Here is a 16850-nt window from a genome sequence, read left to right as displayed (position 1 = left end):
TCTTCCCGTTTTATCCTTAATGTAGCGTTTGCAATCTGATGTGTATCAGCATTATACGGACCAGTAAAGGGAGTATAGGGATACACGGCTAGTCAAACATTGTTTTATCCCATTAGGTTTTTAACCCCTTATCACATTTATAGTGACAGGTTGCTTGGATAACTATGTTTGAAATACCTTACTTTGGGAAAATCGATAATCAGAACCTACCTGACTATCTTGAAACAGAAATTCAATTTGACAAAAAATCAGTTGAATTGGACTTAAACTTTGAGACGTTAAGTTTGGGTGAGGTTGAACTCCACCAGATAAAAGTCTTTTTGGGTCTCCTGCCGCAGAATATAAGACTTGCCCAGAAATATCTAAATCACTTAGCTAAAGATAATGAGTTAGTCGTTGAATATTTTGAGTGCCACCAAGACTTGATTGAGGACTATGGACTTAGGTTAGAGCTTGGTACGCTTATTCTCACGAGAGTAGGGATCTACCCAAGCAATGAGTGCTACTCAGTATTTGACTTCACATTCCCGAATGATTTAAGTGATAGATTTTTGTCTGTTGTGCTAAATCATGATAGCTGTCTAATTGACATTACCCATGAGAGTTAAAAAGAGAGCAAGAAACATGTAGAATAGCTCACTCAAAATTAAAGCAAAATCTAATAGTTGTTCGCATGAGTGGCATAACCTTGACACCTAAAGTTCACTCCAAAGTCCAGGGATTCATGTTTTTTCATTTGTGTTGGTAGAGAGAATGTTTAATGTTGCTTTACTGTAGTGGGTTCAAGTAATTCAGCCAGTCTAGCTTCCCCATGAATTTGCATAATGGCATAATCCAAAGACTGTTGGCGAAACGGATGTAGTTGCCGTCGCCATCGAACAAAAGGTTGAGTCCCTTTGCTGACGTTGCACCCCCAACACATCACCAGCATATTTTCTTGACACAAGGTTTTACTGATATGGTTTCGCTTGGGTTCAAGGTGGTCAATGGTGCTATTGGTGACCGCTAATCCTCGCTGGCAGATGGGGCAAATGTCTCCCAGTTTCTGGAGCTGCTGCTTGATCAGGTGACGTGCTTCCGGCGTTTGTCGCCAATCTTGATACTGCTCTCGGTATTGGACATACACTCGGTTCACCGCCGCATGGGCCCGCAGCTTTGCCCCTTGCATTTTGTTAAAGAGTTGCAGGCAAGTTTCCATCCGTGTCATCGCTACTGTCCTTGGCTTCGAATTCATAAATATTGTTGACCAGTTCAGTATGCTGCCAATGCTGAGAGCGTTGGTGCACTTGATGAACCGTTGTTTTGATAGCGGCTGCGGCCTGCTGCATCCGGGCAAAGTTAGACAGGATTTTGGCTTCTACCTGGCCAGAAGTCGTTTGGAGCTTTTGGGTAATCCAGGTGTATAAATCAATCACTTGTTGCCAACCTCGGTTTAAGAGTCCTTTCTGTTTGCGCTCTATATTTAGCTGGTGTTGAGTCAGCAAAGTCCGGTTATAGGTTTGCAGGTCCCGATAGGACATATTGTCGTGGGTCCGAGCCATATCCCCTCCTAATCGAGTTGGGCTAATAGTGTTCTCACTAATCGGAGGAGTTCGCTCTGTTCTAAGTCGAGGAAATTTTTGAGGAGTTCTTTGAAATACTGCTGATATTTTTCGAGCTGCTGTTCCACATAGTTGAGCTGGTTTAAGGCATAATCTCGCTCATTTTCGATGCGATATTTGACCAGGCCATAGCTACGGTTATTTTTAGCAAAACGGCTACGCTGTTCGATCAAGGCTCGAATCGCATCAGCTAGCTCATCTTGTTCTCTAACGGCATAAAGAAGTGCCCGAACTTGATCGGCACTCATGCGTTGGGCAAAGGCAATATCTAGCTGATGGGTCTTTTTCAACTCAGCCATTGCCGCTTTTTTGGACAGAAGGGTTTCCTGTTTGTTTTGGGGAAAGGAAGAAACAACCATAACCGCTGCCATCACGCCTGGGTCAAGTATACTCATTCCCCCCGAAATGAAAGTTGAAAATGATGGGTTTCTTTGGGTTTCTGTTCAGGGTGATTTGACTTTAAGAATGTTTTTGGAATTAAGAAATTTTCCCTCAATAAGATAGCGATAAACTGTGAATGCAATCTCCTCTGAGGGCTTCATGCCGAATCGTCTTGCCCATTCTGCTAGTCTATATCTGCGCAAACATGCTGATAATCCCATTGACTGGTGGCCCTGGTGTGAAGAAGCCCTAGAACGTGCGGCTCAAGAGAATAAGCCCATTTTTCTCTCTGTAGGGTATTCCAGCTGCCATTGGTGCACGGTGATGGAAGGAGAAGCTTTCTCAAATGTTGAGATTGCCGAGTATATGAATGCGCAGTATATCCCCATCAAGGTGGATCGAGAAGAAAGGCCAGATATCGATAGCATCTATATGCAGTCGGTCCAGGCGATGACTGGGCAGGGAGGATGGCCTCTGAATATGTTTTTAACGCCGGGGGATTTGGTGCCTTTTTATGGCGGCACCTATTTCCCCGAAGAGCCGAAATATGGACGCCCTGGCTTTCTGCAAGTTCTTGAAGCGATTCGCAGTTTTTATGACAATGAGAAACAAAAATTAGATGCCCAAAAGGAAAAACTCAGTGGCCATCTGCAAAGCTCAACGGTGCTCAATCCTATTGGTGCCCTCCAGCCTGAGTTATTGAGTCAAGGCATTGCCAAAAATACGACGGTGCTTATTAACCAAACACCTGGGCCAAGTTTTCCCATGATTCCCTATGCTGCGATCGCACTTCACGGATCGCGTTTTGAAACCCCAGAACAAGAGCAGGCTCAGCAAGCCTGTCGCCAGCGGGGACTGGATTTGGCCTTGGGGGGAATTTATGACCATGTGGCCGGAGGGTTTCATCGCTACACAGTGGACCCCAATTGGACGGTGCCTCATTTTGAAAAGATGCTCTACGATAATGGTCAAATTGTCGAATATTTGGCCAATTTGTGGAGTTCGGGCGTTGAAGAACCGGCTTTTGAGCGGGCGATTGCTGGCACTGTTGCCTGGTTAAAGCGAGAAATGACTGCAGAAGCTGGCTATTTTTATGCGGCCCAAGATGCCGACAACTTTGTCACAACGGAAGATGTGGAGCCTGAAGAGGGTCGCTTTTATACCTGGACTGACTTGGAACTGACCCATCTGCTCACTGCAGAAGAACACTCAGCCATGGCGGATATTTTTAACCTGAGTGCGAAGGGCAACTTCGAAGACGGGCTAACGGTATTGCAGCGCCAACAACCCGGCGTGATTAGCGAACCGGTCGAAGAAGCCCTGCGGAAACTCTTTCAGGTCCGGTATGGAGAACGGCCAGAATCCTTGGCCATCTTTCCACCTGCCACCAATAACCAGGTCGCTAAAACCCATCCTTGGCCCGGTCGAATCCCCCCAGTCACTGATACCAAAATGATTGTGGCTTGGAATAGTTTGATGATTTCAGGATTAGCCCGCGCGGCTGCGGTGTTTCAACAGCCTGATTATCTAGATTTGGCCACTAGGGCCGCCAACTTCATATTGGACCAGCAATGGTCAGCGGGACGGCTACATCGCATTAATTATGATGGGGAAATTGCTGTGATTGCCCAATCGGAAGATTATGCTCTTCTGATCAAGACTTTCCTGGATCTCCATCAGGCCTGCCAAAGCCTTGCCGTGGATCAAGCGAGTCGCTGGTTAGAAGCAGCACAAAAGACGCAAGCTGAATTTGATGAGCATTTATGGGCTCTTGAAAGTGGAGGCTATTTCAATACTGGCAGTGAGGCTTCAAAAGAATTGCTGATTAGAGAACGGAGTTGGTTGGATAATGCGACACCGGCAGCTAATGGGGTTGCGATCGCAAATCTGATACGCCTGAGTTTGGTTTGCGATCGCACCGAGTATCTCAGCCAAGCCGAACAAGCCCTGCAAACCTTTGGCCAAGTAATGGACTCCTCAACCCAGGCCTGCCCTAGCCTGTTTGTCGCCTTGGACTGGTACTTCCATCACACCTCCATTCGGACATCAGCAACAGACTTAGCGTCCACGTATTTACCCACCGCTGTATATAGCCAATCTTCTGAAGTTCCTCCCGGTGCAATGGGCTTAGTTTGTCAAGGGTTCAGTTGTCTAGAGCCTCCAACCACCTTGGAAGAACTCCAACAACAAATTTCAGATAGCCTTACTCGGCATCAGGTTTAGCGTCTGGCGTCGCAGCCACTCCAGAGGTCTCACTGCGTTCTTCGGCGGCAATGTCCACATTTTGAATAACATAGGGCAAGAATGCCCCTTTAAGCCCCCGCTTAATGCGTTCCGAAGTTTCTTCAAATAACACAAACAAGGGATACATTTTCTCTGCCCCCTCATTAAAAATATGTTGAAACTGCTGGGGCATTTCCCAGGTATAGCCTCGACTCAAGGCAACTTGGGTTTGTCGCCAGCGGCTCACCAAATGAGAAAAATCTTCTTGGGGACGGTGGATATAGACTAAGATTTCTACTCCAGTTTTTATTTTCCATTCTGGATCACACATCAGTAAGGCCAGATCGCAGGGGAGTGTAATCAATTCATAGGGACTATCGGAGGACCTTAGCTCAGACTGGGGAATTCGGCACCTCACTTGCACCACAGGCAGAGGTATGGTGATCACACTATCCCGAGACCGACGGATACTGGGAATCTTTTCAAAGTATGGGCGGTGCTGTCTCAGCAGTTCTACCGCATGGTGATGATTACTATAGGTTGCCAGCAACTCTTCATAGTGGGATTGATAAACTGGCATGTTCTTCGCGAGATGATCTTCTTTATCTAGTAATACCCGCACAAAGCCAAAGATCTGCGATACAGCGTCTTGCGATCAAGGCTGAAACGTTGATTCTTGAGTTTGTTGACGTATTATTTTTTATCATCTCATCAAAACAGCGATATTTTTTCGATGTTCAAAAGATTTAAACAGATGGGAAATAATGACGACTCTATTGGTGCCTGAAGAATTTATTTGCCCTAATGATGACTGGCATAAATTCTGATATGTTGAATTCTTGAGCAGGTCAATTTTTCGATATAGCAACAGCCCTACTCACTGAAATATTGTTGATATGTAGGATATGCATATCAACAACTGCTTACCCTAGGGTGGTTAAGAAGGCAGCTCTTATTTGGACCTGGGTATTTCTAATCTAGGGCGAAGATATCCACTTCCTGAAACCATGCATGTACTGGCCTGTGGAATGGCAGCTAGGCATATTAATTTAAATCCAAACCTACAGAGTAGACGTATGGAGATATATGAATCCTTTAAGGTTCATGTGCGCAGATGTATAGACAGTAGGTCAGTGAGTGATCCCTGGAATTCATTCAGTATGGGGAACTAATCCAGACGGAGCCGTCTACAGGAATGGCTGCACTTAACCACCTGATGTGTTTCCCTTGATGTTTTGTACTGGTTTAACCTGGAGGAGGACCATGCCACACCCCATGAAAAGTCGATCCGCAGATCAGATGCTTCCCCTGACAGAATCTTGTCAGCAAGCCCAATCTATCGTCGTGGTTGATGCAGCCGTCAATAACTATCAGTACTTACTCGCCAATCACCTTCTCGGTATAGATGTTCATATTCTGGATGGTCAACAGGACGGTATCGCTCAACTTCAAACCCTATTACTGAAGTCTCAGTATTTATCCAGCCTTCACTTAATTTGTCAGGGAGCACCAGGCCAGCTACAACTGGGAACCACCTTACTGAGTGAAGTTAATCTATGGGCCTACGCTGACGACATTCGCCATTGGCGAAGTAGTTTGAGTGATAATGCTGAAATTTTCATCTACGGATGTGACCTAGCGGCTCACCGAGTCGGCCAAGCTTTTATTTCTTGGCTAAAACTTCTAACAGGCGCTTATGTCCATGTCTATTAACTCAGTTCTCTATGGGTTCGAATGATTCGACCTGGTGAATGGCTTGGCGGACTTGTTCTCTAGGAATAACCGCAGTGGCCGCATCATGGGGGTCTTCGGGCAAGCCTTCTGGATGACAGGAATCCCAGACGCTGGCCATAACCTGCACGGCAACCTCTAAAGGAAGTCGCTCGAGAGTTTTACTATGATGAAATTTGAGACTGATTGCCAACTGTTTTTGCAGTACCGAAATCTCATCAATCCCACCCGTTTTATTATTCATGATGCCTAATAGCTCAAACTCATCGAGAATAGTGTCAATCTAAAAAATTCAATTCCCTAGGTTTGCAACAATTTTTTAACCTAGTGTCATCTTTAGCCATAATCACATAAGTTGTTTCATCACGATATTTTTCTACACATTAAAAGAAAAAATCATCGTGAGTTTGTAATAGTTGGAATGAAATGTTCAGATTGACTCTCTGCTGATCAGCATCATAAATTTTGGTCTCTTAGGTTGTCTTAGGTTGCCCTCTATCTAAATTTGTGACAAGCGATGGATCGCTGAGATCTGCTTTGCCCTATGATTAACTCCAATTTGGGTAACTACGGAGCCTGGTAAATGGCCTGAGCGCGTCCTGTCGTGATAATGCGATAACTATTGACAGTAGCTTGAACATCTTGTGAAGAACTCACTGTAGAAAGTTCTTCCTTTGGGCCTTCGGCAACTACAGGTGTGGGGGCTTGACGAGCCATTGTTACAGTGGGGGCAGTGGTAACGAACGTTGTATTCTCCATAATCACAGTAGGCAATACATCAGTGGTCACAGGGGCCTGGTCCATCTCTTTTGCCTGACTGGGTATTGCCTCTGCTGGCGTAACAGGAACGATAGAAAAGGTGATGAGAGCTGCTAAAAAACCGATGTGAGGTGTGTTCATTTTTAATTCTGTTGTGATTAGGGCGATGAGTAGGATCAGAGAGTCCGTTGTCTTTTCAGCAAAAGCCTGTGGTAGAACTTCTGTATAACTTGTATATCCTTATAATGACTGACATTCAAGGCACGAACATCATGAGAAATACGGAAGTCAAGACATCTATTCAAACCCTGAAATTATCCTGATATCTTTAATGGATTAAATCACTTTAAAAAATCAAAAAAAATAATCACATGAAATTAGATAAAATACTAAATAAAGCTTTCTATTTATAGGTTTCAAGCTCATATATTGATATCAATAAATTCAAAAAATCTAAGCGCTGATTAATTGCAAGTAATCATGCAAAGAAGGAATAATAGTATTATTCATGTATCTCTATTATTATTTCCAAGCTATATAATGAATTCTTGCTAATGGATAGCTTGCGTATACTTACTGAATAATATCTGTAGACATTAGGCACTTGTTCTCATAAGTAATAATGCTCCAGATGAAGTGACAAATTATATTATCGCTTCAGCTTATAAAGTATGGCTCAATTGCTATTACACCCAAGCTGACTGCCTAAATCTCTTATATGGCGAGTCATTCAAGCGCCGATTGATTTTTTGCGGCACCAACAACCCTGTAGAACTAAACCAACAATCGTCCATCAAGCGGTTCTAAACGAAGAGACAAGGGTTAAATTTTCTGGAGAGTGCGCCGAACAGGCTTTTCAGCAATAGGCATGGGTCGATAGGTTAACTTAGAAATTACTAAAAATAGGCATAATCCAATCAAAGGGCTAATTAAAGTGGGAATACCATCAAAATCGGCAGTAAAAAATACTATTGGGTATGTATACAAGGGTATTTTTAATCCCAAACGTCACAGGCATCAGTGCAAATAGAAGAAGCCGAGTCAACGATCCCACAATAATGCAGGCCAATGCACCTTCTTTAGTCGCTTTTGGATAAAATAGCCCCCCCCTGCCAAAGGGACCAGCAGCCCTGCAAACCCCCAGATCAAAGGCCAATAGGAGTAACACTCCCGTCTGAGGAACTTTCAATGCAAAAAACACCCCCATGGCAGTAATGACCACCGCCATCGAGCGGGTCAAGGCGAGAAGACGATCACCACTACCATTGTGCTGATCATGGCGAATACCGAGGATATTATGAGCAATCACCGAGGACGTTCCTAAAATAGCCCCATCTGCGGTTGAAAGAGAGGCCGATAAAATCGCCACAATCACTAATAATGCCAAAAATGAAGGCACTACATTCTGCAACAACGCATAAAGAATAGGACCCTCAGCAGTAACCCCCGCCGTTGCCAGAATCTCAGGTGCAGACAGAGCGATGATCGAGAAAGGGACACCAATAATTACGGTACCTAAAGAGCCAATCAAGCAAGCTCTTTGAGCTGTTTCAGGACTTTCTGCAGAAAAGATTCGAGCCATGAAGTCAATGGCAACGATATCTCCTAGTCCCAGGGCTAGCAGCGTTGCCCAATTGACCAGGGAACCTGCTGCAGGGCTAGTCATCTGTTCAAGGGCAAAGGGACCTGTACCTGCGGGAATACTGAAGCCAAAATTTAGCCTAATATAACCTAATAGGCATAGCGAACCCACTAGAGCAATCAACACTTGAATGGCATCGGTATAGGCAACCGCAAATAATCCGCCACTCGCGGTGTAGATCAAAACAATGACCGCTAGCAAAATAACGCCAATGGTGTAGGACATGCCTAAAAAGGTTTGGAACAAATATCCCCCGGCAACTAGATTGCCTGCTAGCAAAAAAGAGAAGCTAACGACCATCAGAACTGCTGCTACCCATTCGGTGGTCCGCCCATATTTCACCCGATAGAAATCCGGTAACGTGATTAATCCCATCCGATTCATCGGTTTTGCGAAAAAGAGAGCTGTCAGGAACAGACATAGTGCTAACCCCAGTGGTAGTGAGGCGCCTGCCCAAAATCCGAATTCTGAAGCTAGGTCTGTATTGCCAAGGGTGGCATTTGAGTCGACGGATTGGGCCATTAATGTAGCGGCTGCCAACGGCAGGGTCAGCCCTCGGCCCGCGACTAAAAAATTGACACTGTCTCCTTTAATTTGTTTTGAAGCATAAACGCCGATGCCCAGGGTTGCTATGAGGAATGCAATGATACCCCCAGGAAGCAATGTGTCAGCCATGGTTGAAAGCCCTACGTCAGGTGAAATTGCCCATGGTTGCCATCATAAAGATCGGCAAAGCCAAACACTGTATCCAGTTCAACAAACTAGCTATATTAGCCCATCGGATACAGCAGTATGGCCGTTGGATTGTAACGGGTCTGAACCTGTAACTCTGTTAGCCGCTGTTCCGCTCAACAGCCATTAATGCATGCTAACCAAGCTCTCAAAAGTCTCACGGCTTGAATCTGGGTTCTGAGGTTCTAGATTGGTTTGCACTCGTTGGGTCAGCAGGGCCGCAATCATCATAAACCCACCACCTAAGACAACGGCGGCTAGACGATTTCCGGCAAAAATATGACTCATCATCCATCCCAGACCTAAGGCGGCAACGATTTCTGGTAACACGATGAAGAAGTTGAAAATCCCCATGTATAAACCGCTTTTGTTGGCCGGTAAAGCGTTGACCAACATTGCGTAGGGCAAAGAGAGCATACTAGCCCAAGCAATCCCTACCCCAATCATGGGTAGCAGCAGAACATATTGGTTATGAATCCATAACAAGGAGCAAAGCCCCAAGGCGCCACACATGAGACATAAGGAATGGGTTCTTTTAAGGCTGATCTGCTTGGTTAATTTGGGCAGAATAAAGGAAAAAAGGCAGCAAACGCCGTTATACATGGCAATGCATAATCCCGCCCATTCAATACCTGTGGTGTAGAGTAAGGTGCCTTCTGACGTAGCACCGAAGATATTATGTGCGATCGCAGGTGGGAAATATAAAAACACACAAAACATCCCAAACCAGCTACAGAACTGTACCCAAGCCAGTTGGCGCATCGTTGCAGGCATCTCTCGTAAAGCGATACCAATATCCGATACCATACCTTTTGAATCAGTCTGAACCGCCTGCAAATGAGCCGCTTCAAACTCTTCTGGTAGAGGTTCGGTTGTAGTTACAACGGTCCAAACCACTGCCCCCAGAAAGATAAAAGCCCCAATATAGAAGGAGAGCTTAACGGCCACGGGCACAGTATGAAAATTCTCTTGAGATTCAATCACACCAAACACATGGTGCAGCAACCATGGCAAAGCCGACGCAATCACCCCCGCTAAGCCGTGAAAAACACCTTGAATCGTAAATCCTAAAGTGCGTTGCTCTTCGGGTAGCAAATCTCCAACAAAAGAGCGAAACGGCGTCATGCTGACATTGGCAGAGGTATCCAGAATCCACAGTAATCCCACCGCCATCCATAGACTGGAAGCATTGGGCATCAAAATGAGTGCTACCGAACCTGCGATCGCACCCACCAAAAAATAAGGCCGACGCCGTCCCAAAGGTCCCCAGGTATGGTCACTCAAATACCCAATAATGGGCTGTACGATTAACCCTGTGAGGGGAGCGGCTAACCAGAGCATGGGGAGTTGGTGGACTCGGGCTCCCAAATGTTCAAAAATACTGCTGGTGTTGGCCATTTGCAGGCCCCAGCCAAACTGAATACCAAAAAAGCCAAAACTCATATTCCACAGCTGCCAAAAGCTGAGTTTATGGTCTTTTGGGGGGGCTGAAGTGCAATCGCGATTTCCTGGCTTATCGATTCCCTGCCCTACCGTAATCATAGAAGGCACCTACAGTTCAACGATCTCAACAGGAAATATTTGATAGACACAACCTCAAAAACAGTGCTGGAAATCTTGCGTAGTATCTGCCATGGTTACTCAGACGGATACAATAGGCAGTATTTTTCTTTAGATGAAACGTTCTTATGTTGCTTGTATAGCCACCCTAGTTTTCCCTATAAAGGCGGTTCAGTGACGGGGATCACACCTAAAAAATTAACAATTGCAAGAAATATTTTTTATTGGTTTATTTATGTTAAAGACTAATTCTTTCAGTAAGTTGAATTATTCACAGATGTAAATGATTACCCCGCCTGAATTAATCGCAGTAGTTCATCGGTTGATATCTTACCGCTGATTTCTGTCCCCTCCAGCAAACTATCTGCTAAGTCACGTTTATGCCGATGCAGGTCTACAATTTTCTCTTCAATCGTGTTTTTAGCAACAAGCCGATAAATAGTAACGGGACGTCGTTGACCAATCCGATGGGCGCGATCTGAAGCTTGATCCTCCACAGCAGGGTTCCACCAAGGATCCATGTGAATGACATAATCTGCAGCGGTCAGGTTCAGGCCGGTTCCTCCCGCCTTCAGACTAATAAGAAAGACTTCACCTTCTCCAGCCTGAAAAGCAAAGACTCGCTGCTGGCGAGTCTTTGCAGGCGTACTGCCATCCAGGTACTGATAGGTAATCTGCTGTTGGTCCAAATAAGCCCGCAAAATCTTCAGGTGATCCACAAATTGGCTAAACACAAGGGCTTTATGGTGATTCGCCAGTAACTCTGCTAGGACTTCACCAAACAACTGCAGTTTTGCACTGGCAGGAGGCGCTTCAGGCATCACAAGCTGAGCATTACAACAGGTACGGCGTAATTTCATGATTTCTGCTAGGACTTGAAGATGTTTTGCTCCAGCCTGGGCATCACTATCCGTCAGATTTGCGATCGCTTGCCGCCTCAGAGCTTCATACAAGGCCATCTCTTCTTTGCTCAGCTCAACTTGTAAGGTAATTTCAGTCCGAGAGGGCAGCTCTTCTAAGACTTGATTCTTGGTGCGTCGGAGCAAGAAAGGCTGAATAAGTTTCTTTAGTTGTTGACGGGCTTGGTGATCCTGGTACTTTTCAATCGGCGTCGCAAATCGCTGATTAAATCGCTCCAACGAGCCCAAAAGACCAGGATTGATAAATCGGAATAAATTCCATAATTCCCCTAAATGATTTTCAATGGGCGTTCCTGTCGTTAAAAGTTTGAACTCAGCTTGGAGGTTCATTGCAGCTTGGGAACGCTTTGTCGCCATATTTTTAATGGCTTGGGCCTCATCCAAGACAATAGTTTGCCACTCCACTTGGGCTAGCATTTGTGCCACTTCTTCCTGCTGCAATAAGCCATAACTACAGACCAGCAGATCAAAAGGCTGAAGCTGATCAAGCAGTTGCTGACGCTGGCTTGTGCCAAACTGTAGTGGCCTTAGCGTTGGCGCAAATCGCTGGGCTTCGCTGATCCAGTTCATCCCCACTGAGGTCGGCGCAATCACTAACGTTGGTCCATGGGGGGCACGGGTCAAAATTAAAGCCAGGGCCTGCAAAGTTTTTCCCAAACCCATATCATCCGCTAGGCAAGCCCCTACGCCCCAGTGGGACAGTCGAGCTAACCACTCAAATCCGTCTTGTTGATAGTCCCGCAGCTCTGCTTGTAAGGTAGACGGCAACTGGGGTTGTAAAGTTTGAACATCCTTCAGCTTCTGAATATGGGCTTTCCAGTGCTTATCCACCTTGAGCTTGCCCACATCATCCACCATCTCCTCTAGAGCCATGGTGGTCAAAGGATGGAACCGCAACCCCTTACCTTGTTGTTCAGAGTAAGCCCGGAGTTCGTCTAGCCGTTTACGAAACTCCTCAGTCAAGGCAATAAACTGCCCTTGACCAATAGGGATAAAACGACTGGGCGTTTGGTCCAGCAACGCCAAGAGGGCTTGCATATCCAGAACTAAATCATCGGAGAGTTTTAACTCTCCAGTTGCTGCAAACCAATCCCGCTGACGTTTGATCTGCAACTGTAGTTGGTCTAAATCAGCTCGATGCTTGATACTTAATTTTTCGCCTTCGGGCCATTCCAGTACAATGGACTCCTCTAAATTCTGGAGTTCCAGCAGAAGCTCTAAGCACGATTCTGGATCTTCCACCAACCACTCCCGATCCTGCGGCGTTAAACTGGTTAACGTTGGACAAGCCGCAATCGCTGCTTTGGCCAATTGCCGCTCTTCAACGAGATTGCGCGTTGTCTGTAAACGTTGACTCTTAATTTCAGCAATGACTGTTTCTCCACCACTTCCTGGAGGATAGTAGGGGCCACCTGCAGCGAAGGGACGAGACAACACTGCAACCTTCAGCCCTTCTCCAGCTGGAAGCAAGTGCACATGAGGTAGGGCTTGGGCTGGAACTTCCGTGGCACTGGCGACTCCGCCACCAATATCTGAATGAACCGTTACTAAGCTTGAAACGGCACCAATTGCCGCTAATACCTGTTCCCTGGCTTGCTCAGGAACTACGAGTCGATTCTTCTCACCCAGAATATTGGCAATTTGGTGATGCTCCGGCTTAATATCAATAATCTTGAGGCGGGTAGGCGTTTCTTTGACAACAACAAGGGTTTGGCTCGCCTTCAACCCAGGAGACAAGGTGAGGGTGAGCTTATCTCCTTTTTTCTTCTGGATCAGTAGCTCAGGTTCTCCCTTAACCAGTTCAACGCGAGTGGTGGGGGAGTCTTCCCAAAAAATGAGTGGGTGACCGATTAGTTCTACAATTGCCTGCTCGCTAAATCGGTATTCTGTTTTGTTGTAATAGCCGTAAGAGCCATAGGATGAGTAGGTTTCCATCTGGCTACAAACCCGTAAATCCTGAACAGTGAGATAGTTGAATTCTCCTGGTTTGCCGTATAACCGTTTTAAGGCAATGGGACGTCCTTTACTCCAACCGCCTTTAGCCGTCATTTTTTGTCCTTTGGGTTGCAGTAACCAATCTTGACCATAAAGAGTAATACACCAAGCCAAGCGAAGCTCTGGTTTTACAGTGGCGGTCGTTTCCTGTTGCAACTGTGCGAGGGCATTAAGACACAGCTCCCAAGGCTCTTGTGATCTCACAATATCAACTAGAGGCTGAATACCACTCCCCTGTCGCAGGAGTTGAGCGTGGTCTAGGTAGGAGTTTTCGGCCTCTTCGGTTTCCAGGCGAGCTAACAGTTCCGCTATTTCCATGGCATACCAGTGGTACCCCGACTGAGTGGCTTGCCGACAAAGAGGATGCAAAATGCTGGGCAACCATTTTTGGGACTGTTCCCCATCAACCCAATATTGGCACAATGCCCCAAGCAAGATATCAAAGCTATGGAGCCCTTCATAGGGATCTAGAGAGGCCTGAAGTAATGTTTTTTGGGTGGATAAATCCCCTTGTTGAATTTGGATGAAGCTGTCAAGCCAAGTATAGGTCGTGCGTAACCAGTGGCCAGATTGACGCACCATGTGTTGGACATAGCCTTGAGCCTGTATCAATCTTTCTGGTGAGTCCTCTTGCAGCAGAGCCAAAATAAAGAAAAGCCCCGGAATACCAGTAAAGAAGTAGTTGCGTTTACGTTTAGTTTTCCGTAACCCAGTTAGAGCGTTGGAATAATGGTCAATGGCCTGGGCCGTATCACCTTGTAGAAAAGCTAACCAGCCCCAGTAGACAGCAGCGCTATTCTGATTGGTTTCATCAAACGACTCTAATACCGAGGGAACCTCTTCCACATAGCTACGTAATAATAACTGTTCCGCTAAGACCAATTTCAAGTAATCGGAACAGGGAGTCTTTTGGTTTGCACAGTCTTCCTGCAGTACCTCAAAAACCGCCTCACAAGAGGATAAATTTAAAATGCTATTAGACAGAATACTGGTCAGGGCTAGCTCATAGCATTCAGTGGAGAGGGTTCGAATCCATTCTGCATCAAAGGGGTTATTGCAAATTATCGTTAAGACATCATCCAGAGATAACGCGTCCTGATGTTTAAATTTGCCATAGTCGTTGAGTTGTTCTGTGAAAAAGTCAATATCCTGGCCATAAAAACCAATTCGAGCTTCCCGTAGAAACTGTGCTTCACTCCTAAAGCTTCGAGGTCCTGAACCCCAGGGTGCATAAACGGGCACAACATCTTGAATAATGGGCGCAATAATTTCAAGCTTGCCCATATTGACAACTTCACGGGTTGCAATTTCAGCCAGTAAGGGATGACACTGAGGTCCCTGGCCTCGTTCTTGCAGCAAAACCCCTTGCTCAAGCAAACCCTCAAGATGCTGCTTCAGCAGTTTAGAATCCCAGTTTTTATAATCTGAGTCGGCAGCTGCTTGATGATTCAAACAAGAGAGAATGGTACTGCGATTGATGGGCTCATAGGCCACTGAGAGCAGCTGGACAATCTGCTGATCCAGGGGGGGCAACGCTAGATATTGTTCTGCTAGTTGTGTTTGTAGCTGAGGTGCCGTATTGCTAGATTCGAACATTGCCAATTCATGGTTAAGGGAAAACTTTGCTAGGACCTACCGATCACTTTATTGCGTTTGAATGGGCTTGACCAACAAAACCGCCTTAGGCTGATACCCTAGCTTTTCATACAGCGATAATGCGGGATGGGCATTGGTAAACACCTGCAAACCAATTTGCTGATCCCCTTGCTGAGCAGCCCATGCTTCAGCCCTCTGTAATAAGGCGGTCCCAAGCCCTTGCTGGCGATGTGCTGGATCCACAAAAAGAATAAAAATATGGGTATAAGCGTCTCCCGTGACTTGATCAACCGCCGTTCCTAGCCACAAACAGGCCACAAATCGATGGGCCTCATTCTCAGGGGTGACCAGCCAGTAAGGGGTATCGGTAGACCAATATTGATCAATAACGGCCCGAAGATGTTGATAATCATGCCCAGGGTGGAGTTCTTTGTAGGTCCGTTGCATGAATTGCAGTAATAAATACTGCTCACCCCTCGTTCCTAAGCGTGCGTTAAACCCCGGAACAAAGTTTTTATCCAAGATTTATCCTGAACGATAGAACAAAAGCCAGGGCAAACGGACCTAGAATCCTCTCAAGGGCCTGTTTAGCCATCAATCATCATTGCGGGTGCCCAGCTTACGCCCTCTTCTACTGGAGCGGGTTGTGCCATATCATCTGGCAAGAAAATTCTGGCGCTGACAGCCACCAAAGCGACGACAAAAATCAAAACAATCAAGAAAGGAGCAATATTTTGGCGAAAGAAGGTCATGACTGAGTATCACCGGAGACTTATACCTTTATCGTACCGCTGTCTTGAACGTGCTGTGTCCCAGTAAGTTAGGATGCCTAGCAAGATGATGGGCTGATCCTCGAAGAGCCCATTGCCCATTCGTCTTAATGCATAATTCTAGAGAGAACAGGGATTGACGAGGCGCAACTGCAGTCCAGCAGCAATCTGGTTTCAGCCTTGATACCGAATGTTTCTCTATGTCCTCTATTATTCTCAGAAGATTATGACATTGGCAATTGGCGATTACGCACCTGAATTCACTTTACCCAATGCAGATGGGGACTCCATTGTCCTTAAAAGTTTTCGAGGACAATGGGTGGTTCTTTATTTTTATCCTCGAGACAATACTCCTGGCTGTACCAAAGAAGCCTGCGGGTTTCGTGACCAGTATGAGACCTATCAAACCGAGCAGGTTGTTATCCTGGGGGTAAGCGGAGATGATGCCAAGTCTCACCAGAAATTCATTAATAAGCAAGATTTGCCATTCCAATTACTCTCCGATCTCGATCTAAATGTGGCAAAATCCTATGAAGCCTATGGCCCTAAAAAGTTTATGGGCAAAGAATATGAAGGGTTCTATCGACATACTTTTCTGATTGATCCTGAAGGGAAGCTAGCGAAGATTTATCGAAAGGTCAAGGCCGCCGATCACGCCACAGATGTGTTGCAGGCTTTAGAATTATTGAGGAAATAGTGAGTGCTGATATTAAGCTCGCAATCATTGAAAGCGTAATTTTCAATATCTAAAATTTGGGTCTTACACAATAGATTAATGCATAATTTTCTAGGTTTGCTTTGATATCTTAAGAGGCTTCCTAGTCTATCGATTGATGCGAATACACCTCACCATGTGATCTAGCCTACCTCTGTATTTTTAACTATGAAACGTTTTGCATACATGGTTCAGACGTTTCTGGGCCTTCTTTTCCGACACCCT

Annotated in this window: 15 protein-coding genes; 4 read left to right on the top strand and 11 right to left on the bottom strand. The window is 45.7% G+C overall.

What is annotated here, in order from left to right; translation table 11 throughout:
• The first annotated feature begins 164 nt into the window (after positions 1 to 164).
• Complete coding sequence (locus HRE53_RS04480; RefSeq protein ID WP_235109220.1) at positions 165 to 608, top strand: DUF2004 domain-containing protein; 444 nt, start codon at positions 165 to 167, stop codon at positions 606 to 608.
• A gap of 149 nt (positions 609 to 757) precedes the next feature.
• Here the strand turns inward: HRE53_RS04480 and HRE53_RS04475 are convergent, their stop codons facing one another.
• Genes HRE53_RS04475 through HRE53_RS04465 form a run of 3 tightly spaced genes read right to left on the bottom strand, consistent with a single transcriptional unit; the run spans position 758 to position 1996 of the window.
• Positions 758 to 1207: an HNH endonuclease gene (locus HRE53_RS04475; protein ID WP_235109219.1), complete on the bottom strand. Its 450-nt coding sequence runs from the start codon at positions 1205 to 1207 to the stop codon at positions 758 to 760.
• Complete coding sequence (locus HRE53_RS04470; protein WP_235109218.1) at positions 1173 to 1541, bottom strand: hypothetical protein; 369 nt, start codon at positions 1539 to 1541, stop codon at positions 1173 to 1175. Before HRE53_RS04470 ends, HRE53_RS04475 begins: the two co-directional genes overlap by 35 nt.
• A gap of 8 nt (positions 1542 to 1549) precedes the next feature.
• The gene (locus HRE53_RS04465) at positions 1550 to 1996 is read right to left on the bottom strand and encodes a hypothetical protein (RefSeq protein WP_235109217.1); all 447 of its coding nucleotides are present in this window, start codon (positions 1994 to 1996) and stop codon (positions 1550 to 1552) included.
• Positions 1997 to 2141: 145 nt separating this feature from the next.
• On the opposite strand from HRE53_RS04465, the gene HRE53_RS04460 reads away from it, so the two are divergent.
• Positions 2142 to 4205 carry a thioredoxin domain-containing protein gene (locus HRE53_RS04460; protein ID WP_235109216.1) on the top strand — a complete coding sequence of 688 codons (2064 nt, stop codon included), beginning with the start codon at positions 2142 to 2144 and terminating at the stop codon, positions 4203 to 4205.
• On the opposite strand, the gene HRE53_RS04455 is transcribed toward HRE53_RS04460, so the two are convergent.
• The gene (locus tag HRE53_RS04455) at positions 4186 to 4785 is read right to left on the bottom strand and encodes a hypothetical protein (RefSeq protein ID WP_235109215.1); all 600 of its coding nucleotides are present in this window, start codon (positions 4783 to 4785) and stop codon (positions 4186 to 4188) included. The two genes, HRE53_RS04460 and HRE53_RS04455, sit on opposite strands and share 20 nt — an antisense overlap.
• Positions 4786 to 5468: 683 nt before the next feature.
• Here HRE53_RS04455 and HRE53_RS04450 point away from each other — a divergent pair.
• Entirely contained in the window at positions 5469 to 5918 is a 450-nt protein-coding gene (locus HRE53_RS04450) for a DUF4347 domain-containing protein (protein WP_235109214.1), read from the top strand.
• A 1-nt stretch (position 5919) separates the two neighbouring features.
• Here the strand turns inward: HRE53_RS04450 and HRE53_RS04445 are convergent, their stop codons facing one another.
• From HRE53_RS04445 to HRE53_RS04415, 7 genes are all read right to left on the bottom strand, one after another.
• The gene (locus tag HRE53_RS04445) at positions 5920 to 6180 is read right to left on the bottom strand and encodes a hypothetical protein (protein ID WP_212662383.1); all 261 of its coding nucleotides are present in this window, start codon (positions 6178 to 6180) and stop codon (positions 5920 to 5922) included.
• Positions 6181 to 6503: 323 nt separating this feature from the next.
• Positions 6504 to 6836, bottom strand: coding sequence for a hypothetical protein (locus HRE53_RS04440; RefSeq protein WP_235109213.1), 333 nt, complete (start codon positions 6834 to 6836; stop codon positions 6504 to 6506).
• 805 nt (positions 6837 to 7641) lie between these two features.
• A complete protein-coding gene (locus tag HRE53_RS04435) occupies positions 7642 to 9012 on the bottom strand; it encodes a sodium:solute symporter family protein (protein WP_235109212.1) in 1371 nt (456 codons plus the stop codon).
• Between the two features lie 183 nt (positions 9013 to 9195).
• Positions 9196 to 10512: an MFS transporter gene (locus tag HRE53_RS04430; protein ID WP_315876554.1), complete on the bottom strand. Its 1317-nt coding sequence runs from the start codon at positions 10510 to 10512 to the stop codon at positions 9196 to 9198.
• A 404-nt stretch (positions 10513 to 10916) separates the two neighbouring features.
• The gene (locus HRE53_RS04425) at positions 10917 to 15140 is read right to left on the bottom strand and encodes a DEAD/DEAH box helicase (protein ID WP_235109210.1); all 4224 of its coding nucleotides are present in this window, start codon (positions 15138 to 15140) and stop codon (positions 10917 to 10919) included.
• Positions 15141 to 15188: 48 nt separating this feature from the next.
• Positions 15189 to 15662 (bottom strand): N-acetyltransferase, encoded by a 474-nt coding sequence (locus HRE53_RS04420; RefSeq protein WP_235109209.1) that lies wholly within the window; start codon positions 15660 to 15662, stop codon positions 15189 to 15191.
• A 65-nt stretch (positions 15663 to 15727) separates the two neighbouring features.
• Positions 15728 to 15892: a hypothetical protein gene (locus HRE53_RS04415; RefSeq protein ID WP_212662377.1), complete on the bottom strand. Its 165-nt coding sequence runs from the start codon at positions 15890 to 15892 to the stop codon at positions 15728 to 15730.
• Between the two features lie 244 nt (positions 15893 to 16136).
• On the opposite strand from HRE53_RS04415, the gene bcp reads away from it, so the two are divergent.
• Positions 16137 to 16607, top strand: a complete 471-nt coding sequence (gene bcp, locus HRE53_RS04410; protein ID WP_235109208.1) for a thioredoxin-dependent thiol peroxidase — start codon at positions 16137 to 16139, stop codon at positions 16605 to 16607.
• Positions 16608 to 16850: the final 243 nt, after the last annotated feature.

Origin of the sequence: Acaryochloris sp. 'Moss Beach' (assembly GCF_021497025.1) — a bacterium.
In the GTDB taxonomy this organism is placed as follows: Bacteria; Cyanobacteriota; Cyanobacteriia; order Thermosynechococcales; family Thermosynechococcaceae; genus Acaryochloris; species Acaryochloris marina_A.
This window is presented reverse-complemented; position numbering and strand designations above follow the sequence as displayed.

What these genes read in the sequence shown, in the direction of transcription:
- HRE53_RS04445 (WP_212662383.1), bottom strand. Translation starts at nt 6,180, where the DNA reads ATGAATAATAAAACGGGTGGGATTGATGAGATTTCGGTACTGCAAAAA.
- HRE53_RS04455 (WP_235109215.1), bottom strand. Translation starts at nt 4,785, where the DNA reads ATGCCAGTTTATCAATCCCACTATGAAGAGTTGCTGGCAACCTATAGT.
- HRE53_RS04470 (WP_235109218.1), bottom strand. Translation starts at nt 1,541, where the DNA reads ATGGCTCGGACCCACGACAATATGTCCTATCGGGACCTGCAAACCTAT.
- HRE53_RS04460 (WP_235109216.1), top strand. Translation starts at nt 2,142, where the DNA reads ATGCCGAATCGTCTTGCCCATTCTGCTAGTCTATATCTGCGCAAACAT.
- bcp (WP_235109208.1), top strand. Translation starts at nt 16,137, where the DNA reads ATGACATTGGCAATTGGCGATTACGCACCTGAATTCACTTTACCCAAT.
- HRE53_RS04475 (WP_235109219.1), bottom strand. Translation starts at nt 1,207, where the DNA reads ATGACACGGATGGAAACTTGCCTGCAACTCTTTAACAAAATGCAAGGG.
- HRE53_RS04435 (WP_235109212.1), bottom strand. Translation starts at nt 9,012, where the DNA reads ATGGCTGACACATTGCTTCCTGGGGGTATCATTGCATTCCTCATAGCA.
- HRE53_RS04465 (WP_235109217.1), bottom strand. Translation starts at nt 1,996, where the DNA reads ATGAGTATACTTGACCCAGGCGTGATGGCAGCGGTTATGGTTGTTTCT.
- HRE53_RS04480 (WP_235109220.1), top strand. Translation starts at nt 165, where the DNA reads ATGTTTGAAATACCTTACTTTGGGAAAATCGATAATCAGAACCTACCT.
- HRE53_RS04440 (WP_235109213.1), bottom strand. Translation starts at nt 6,836, where the DNA reads ATGAACACACCTCACATCGGTTTTTTAGCAGCTCTCATCACCTTTTCT.
- HRE53_RS04425 (WP_235109210.1), bottom strand. Translation starts at nt 15,140, where the DNA reads ATGTTCGAATCTAGCAATACGGCACCTCAGCTACAAACACAACTAGCA.
- HRE53_RS04450 (WP_235109214.1), top strand. Translation starts at nt 5,469, where the DNA reads ATGCCACACCCCATGAAAAGTCGATCCGCAGATCAGATGCTTCCCCTG.
- HRE53_RS04415 (WP_212662377.1), bottom strand. Translation starts at nt 15,892, where the DNA reads ATGACCTTCTTTCGCCAAAATATTGCTCCTTTCTTGATTGTTTTGATT.
- HRE53_RS04430 (WP_315876554.1), bottom strand. Translation starts at nt 10,512, where the DNA reads ATGAGTTTTGGCTTTTTTGGTATTCAGTTTGGCTGGGGCCTGCAAATG.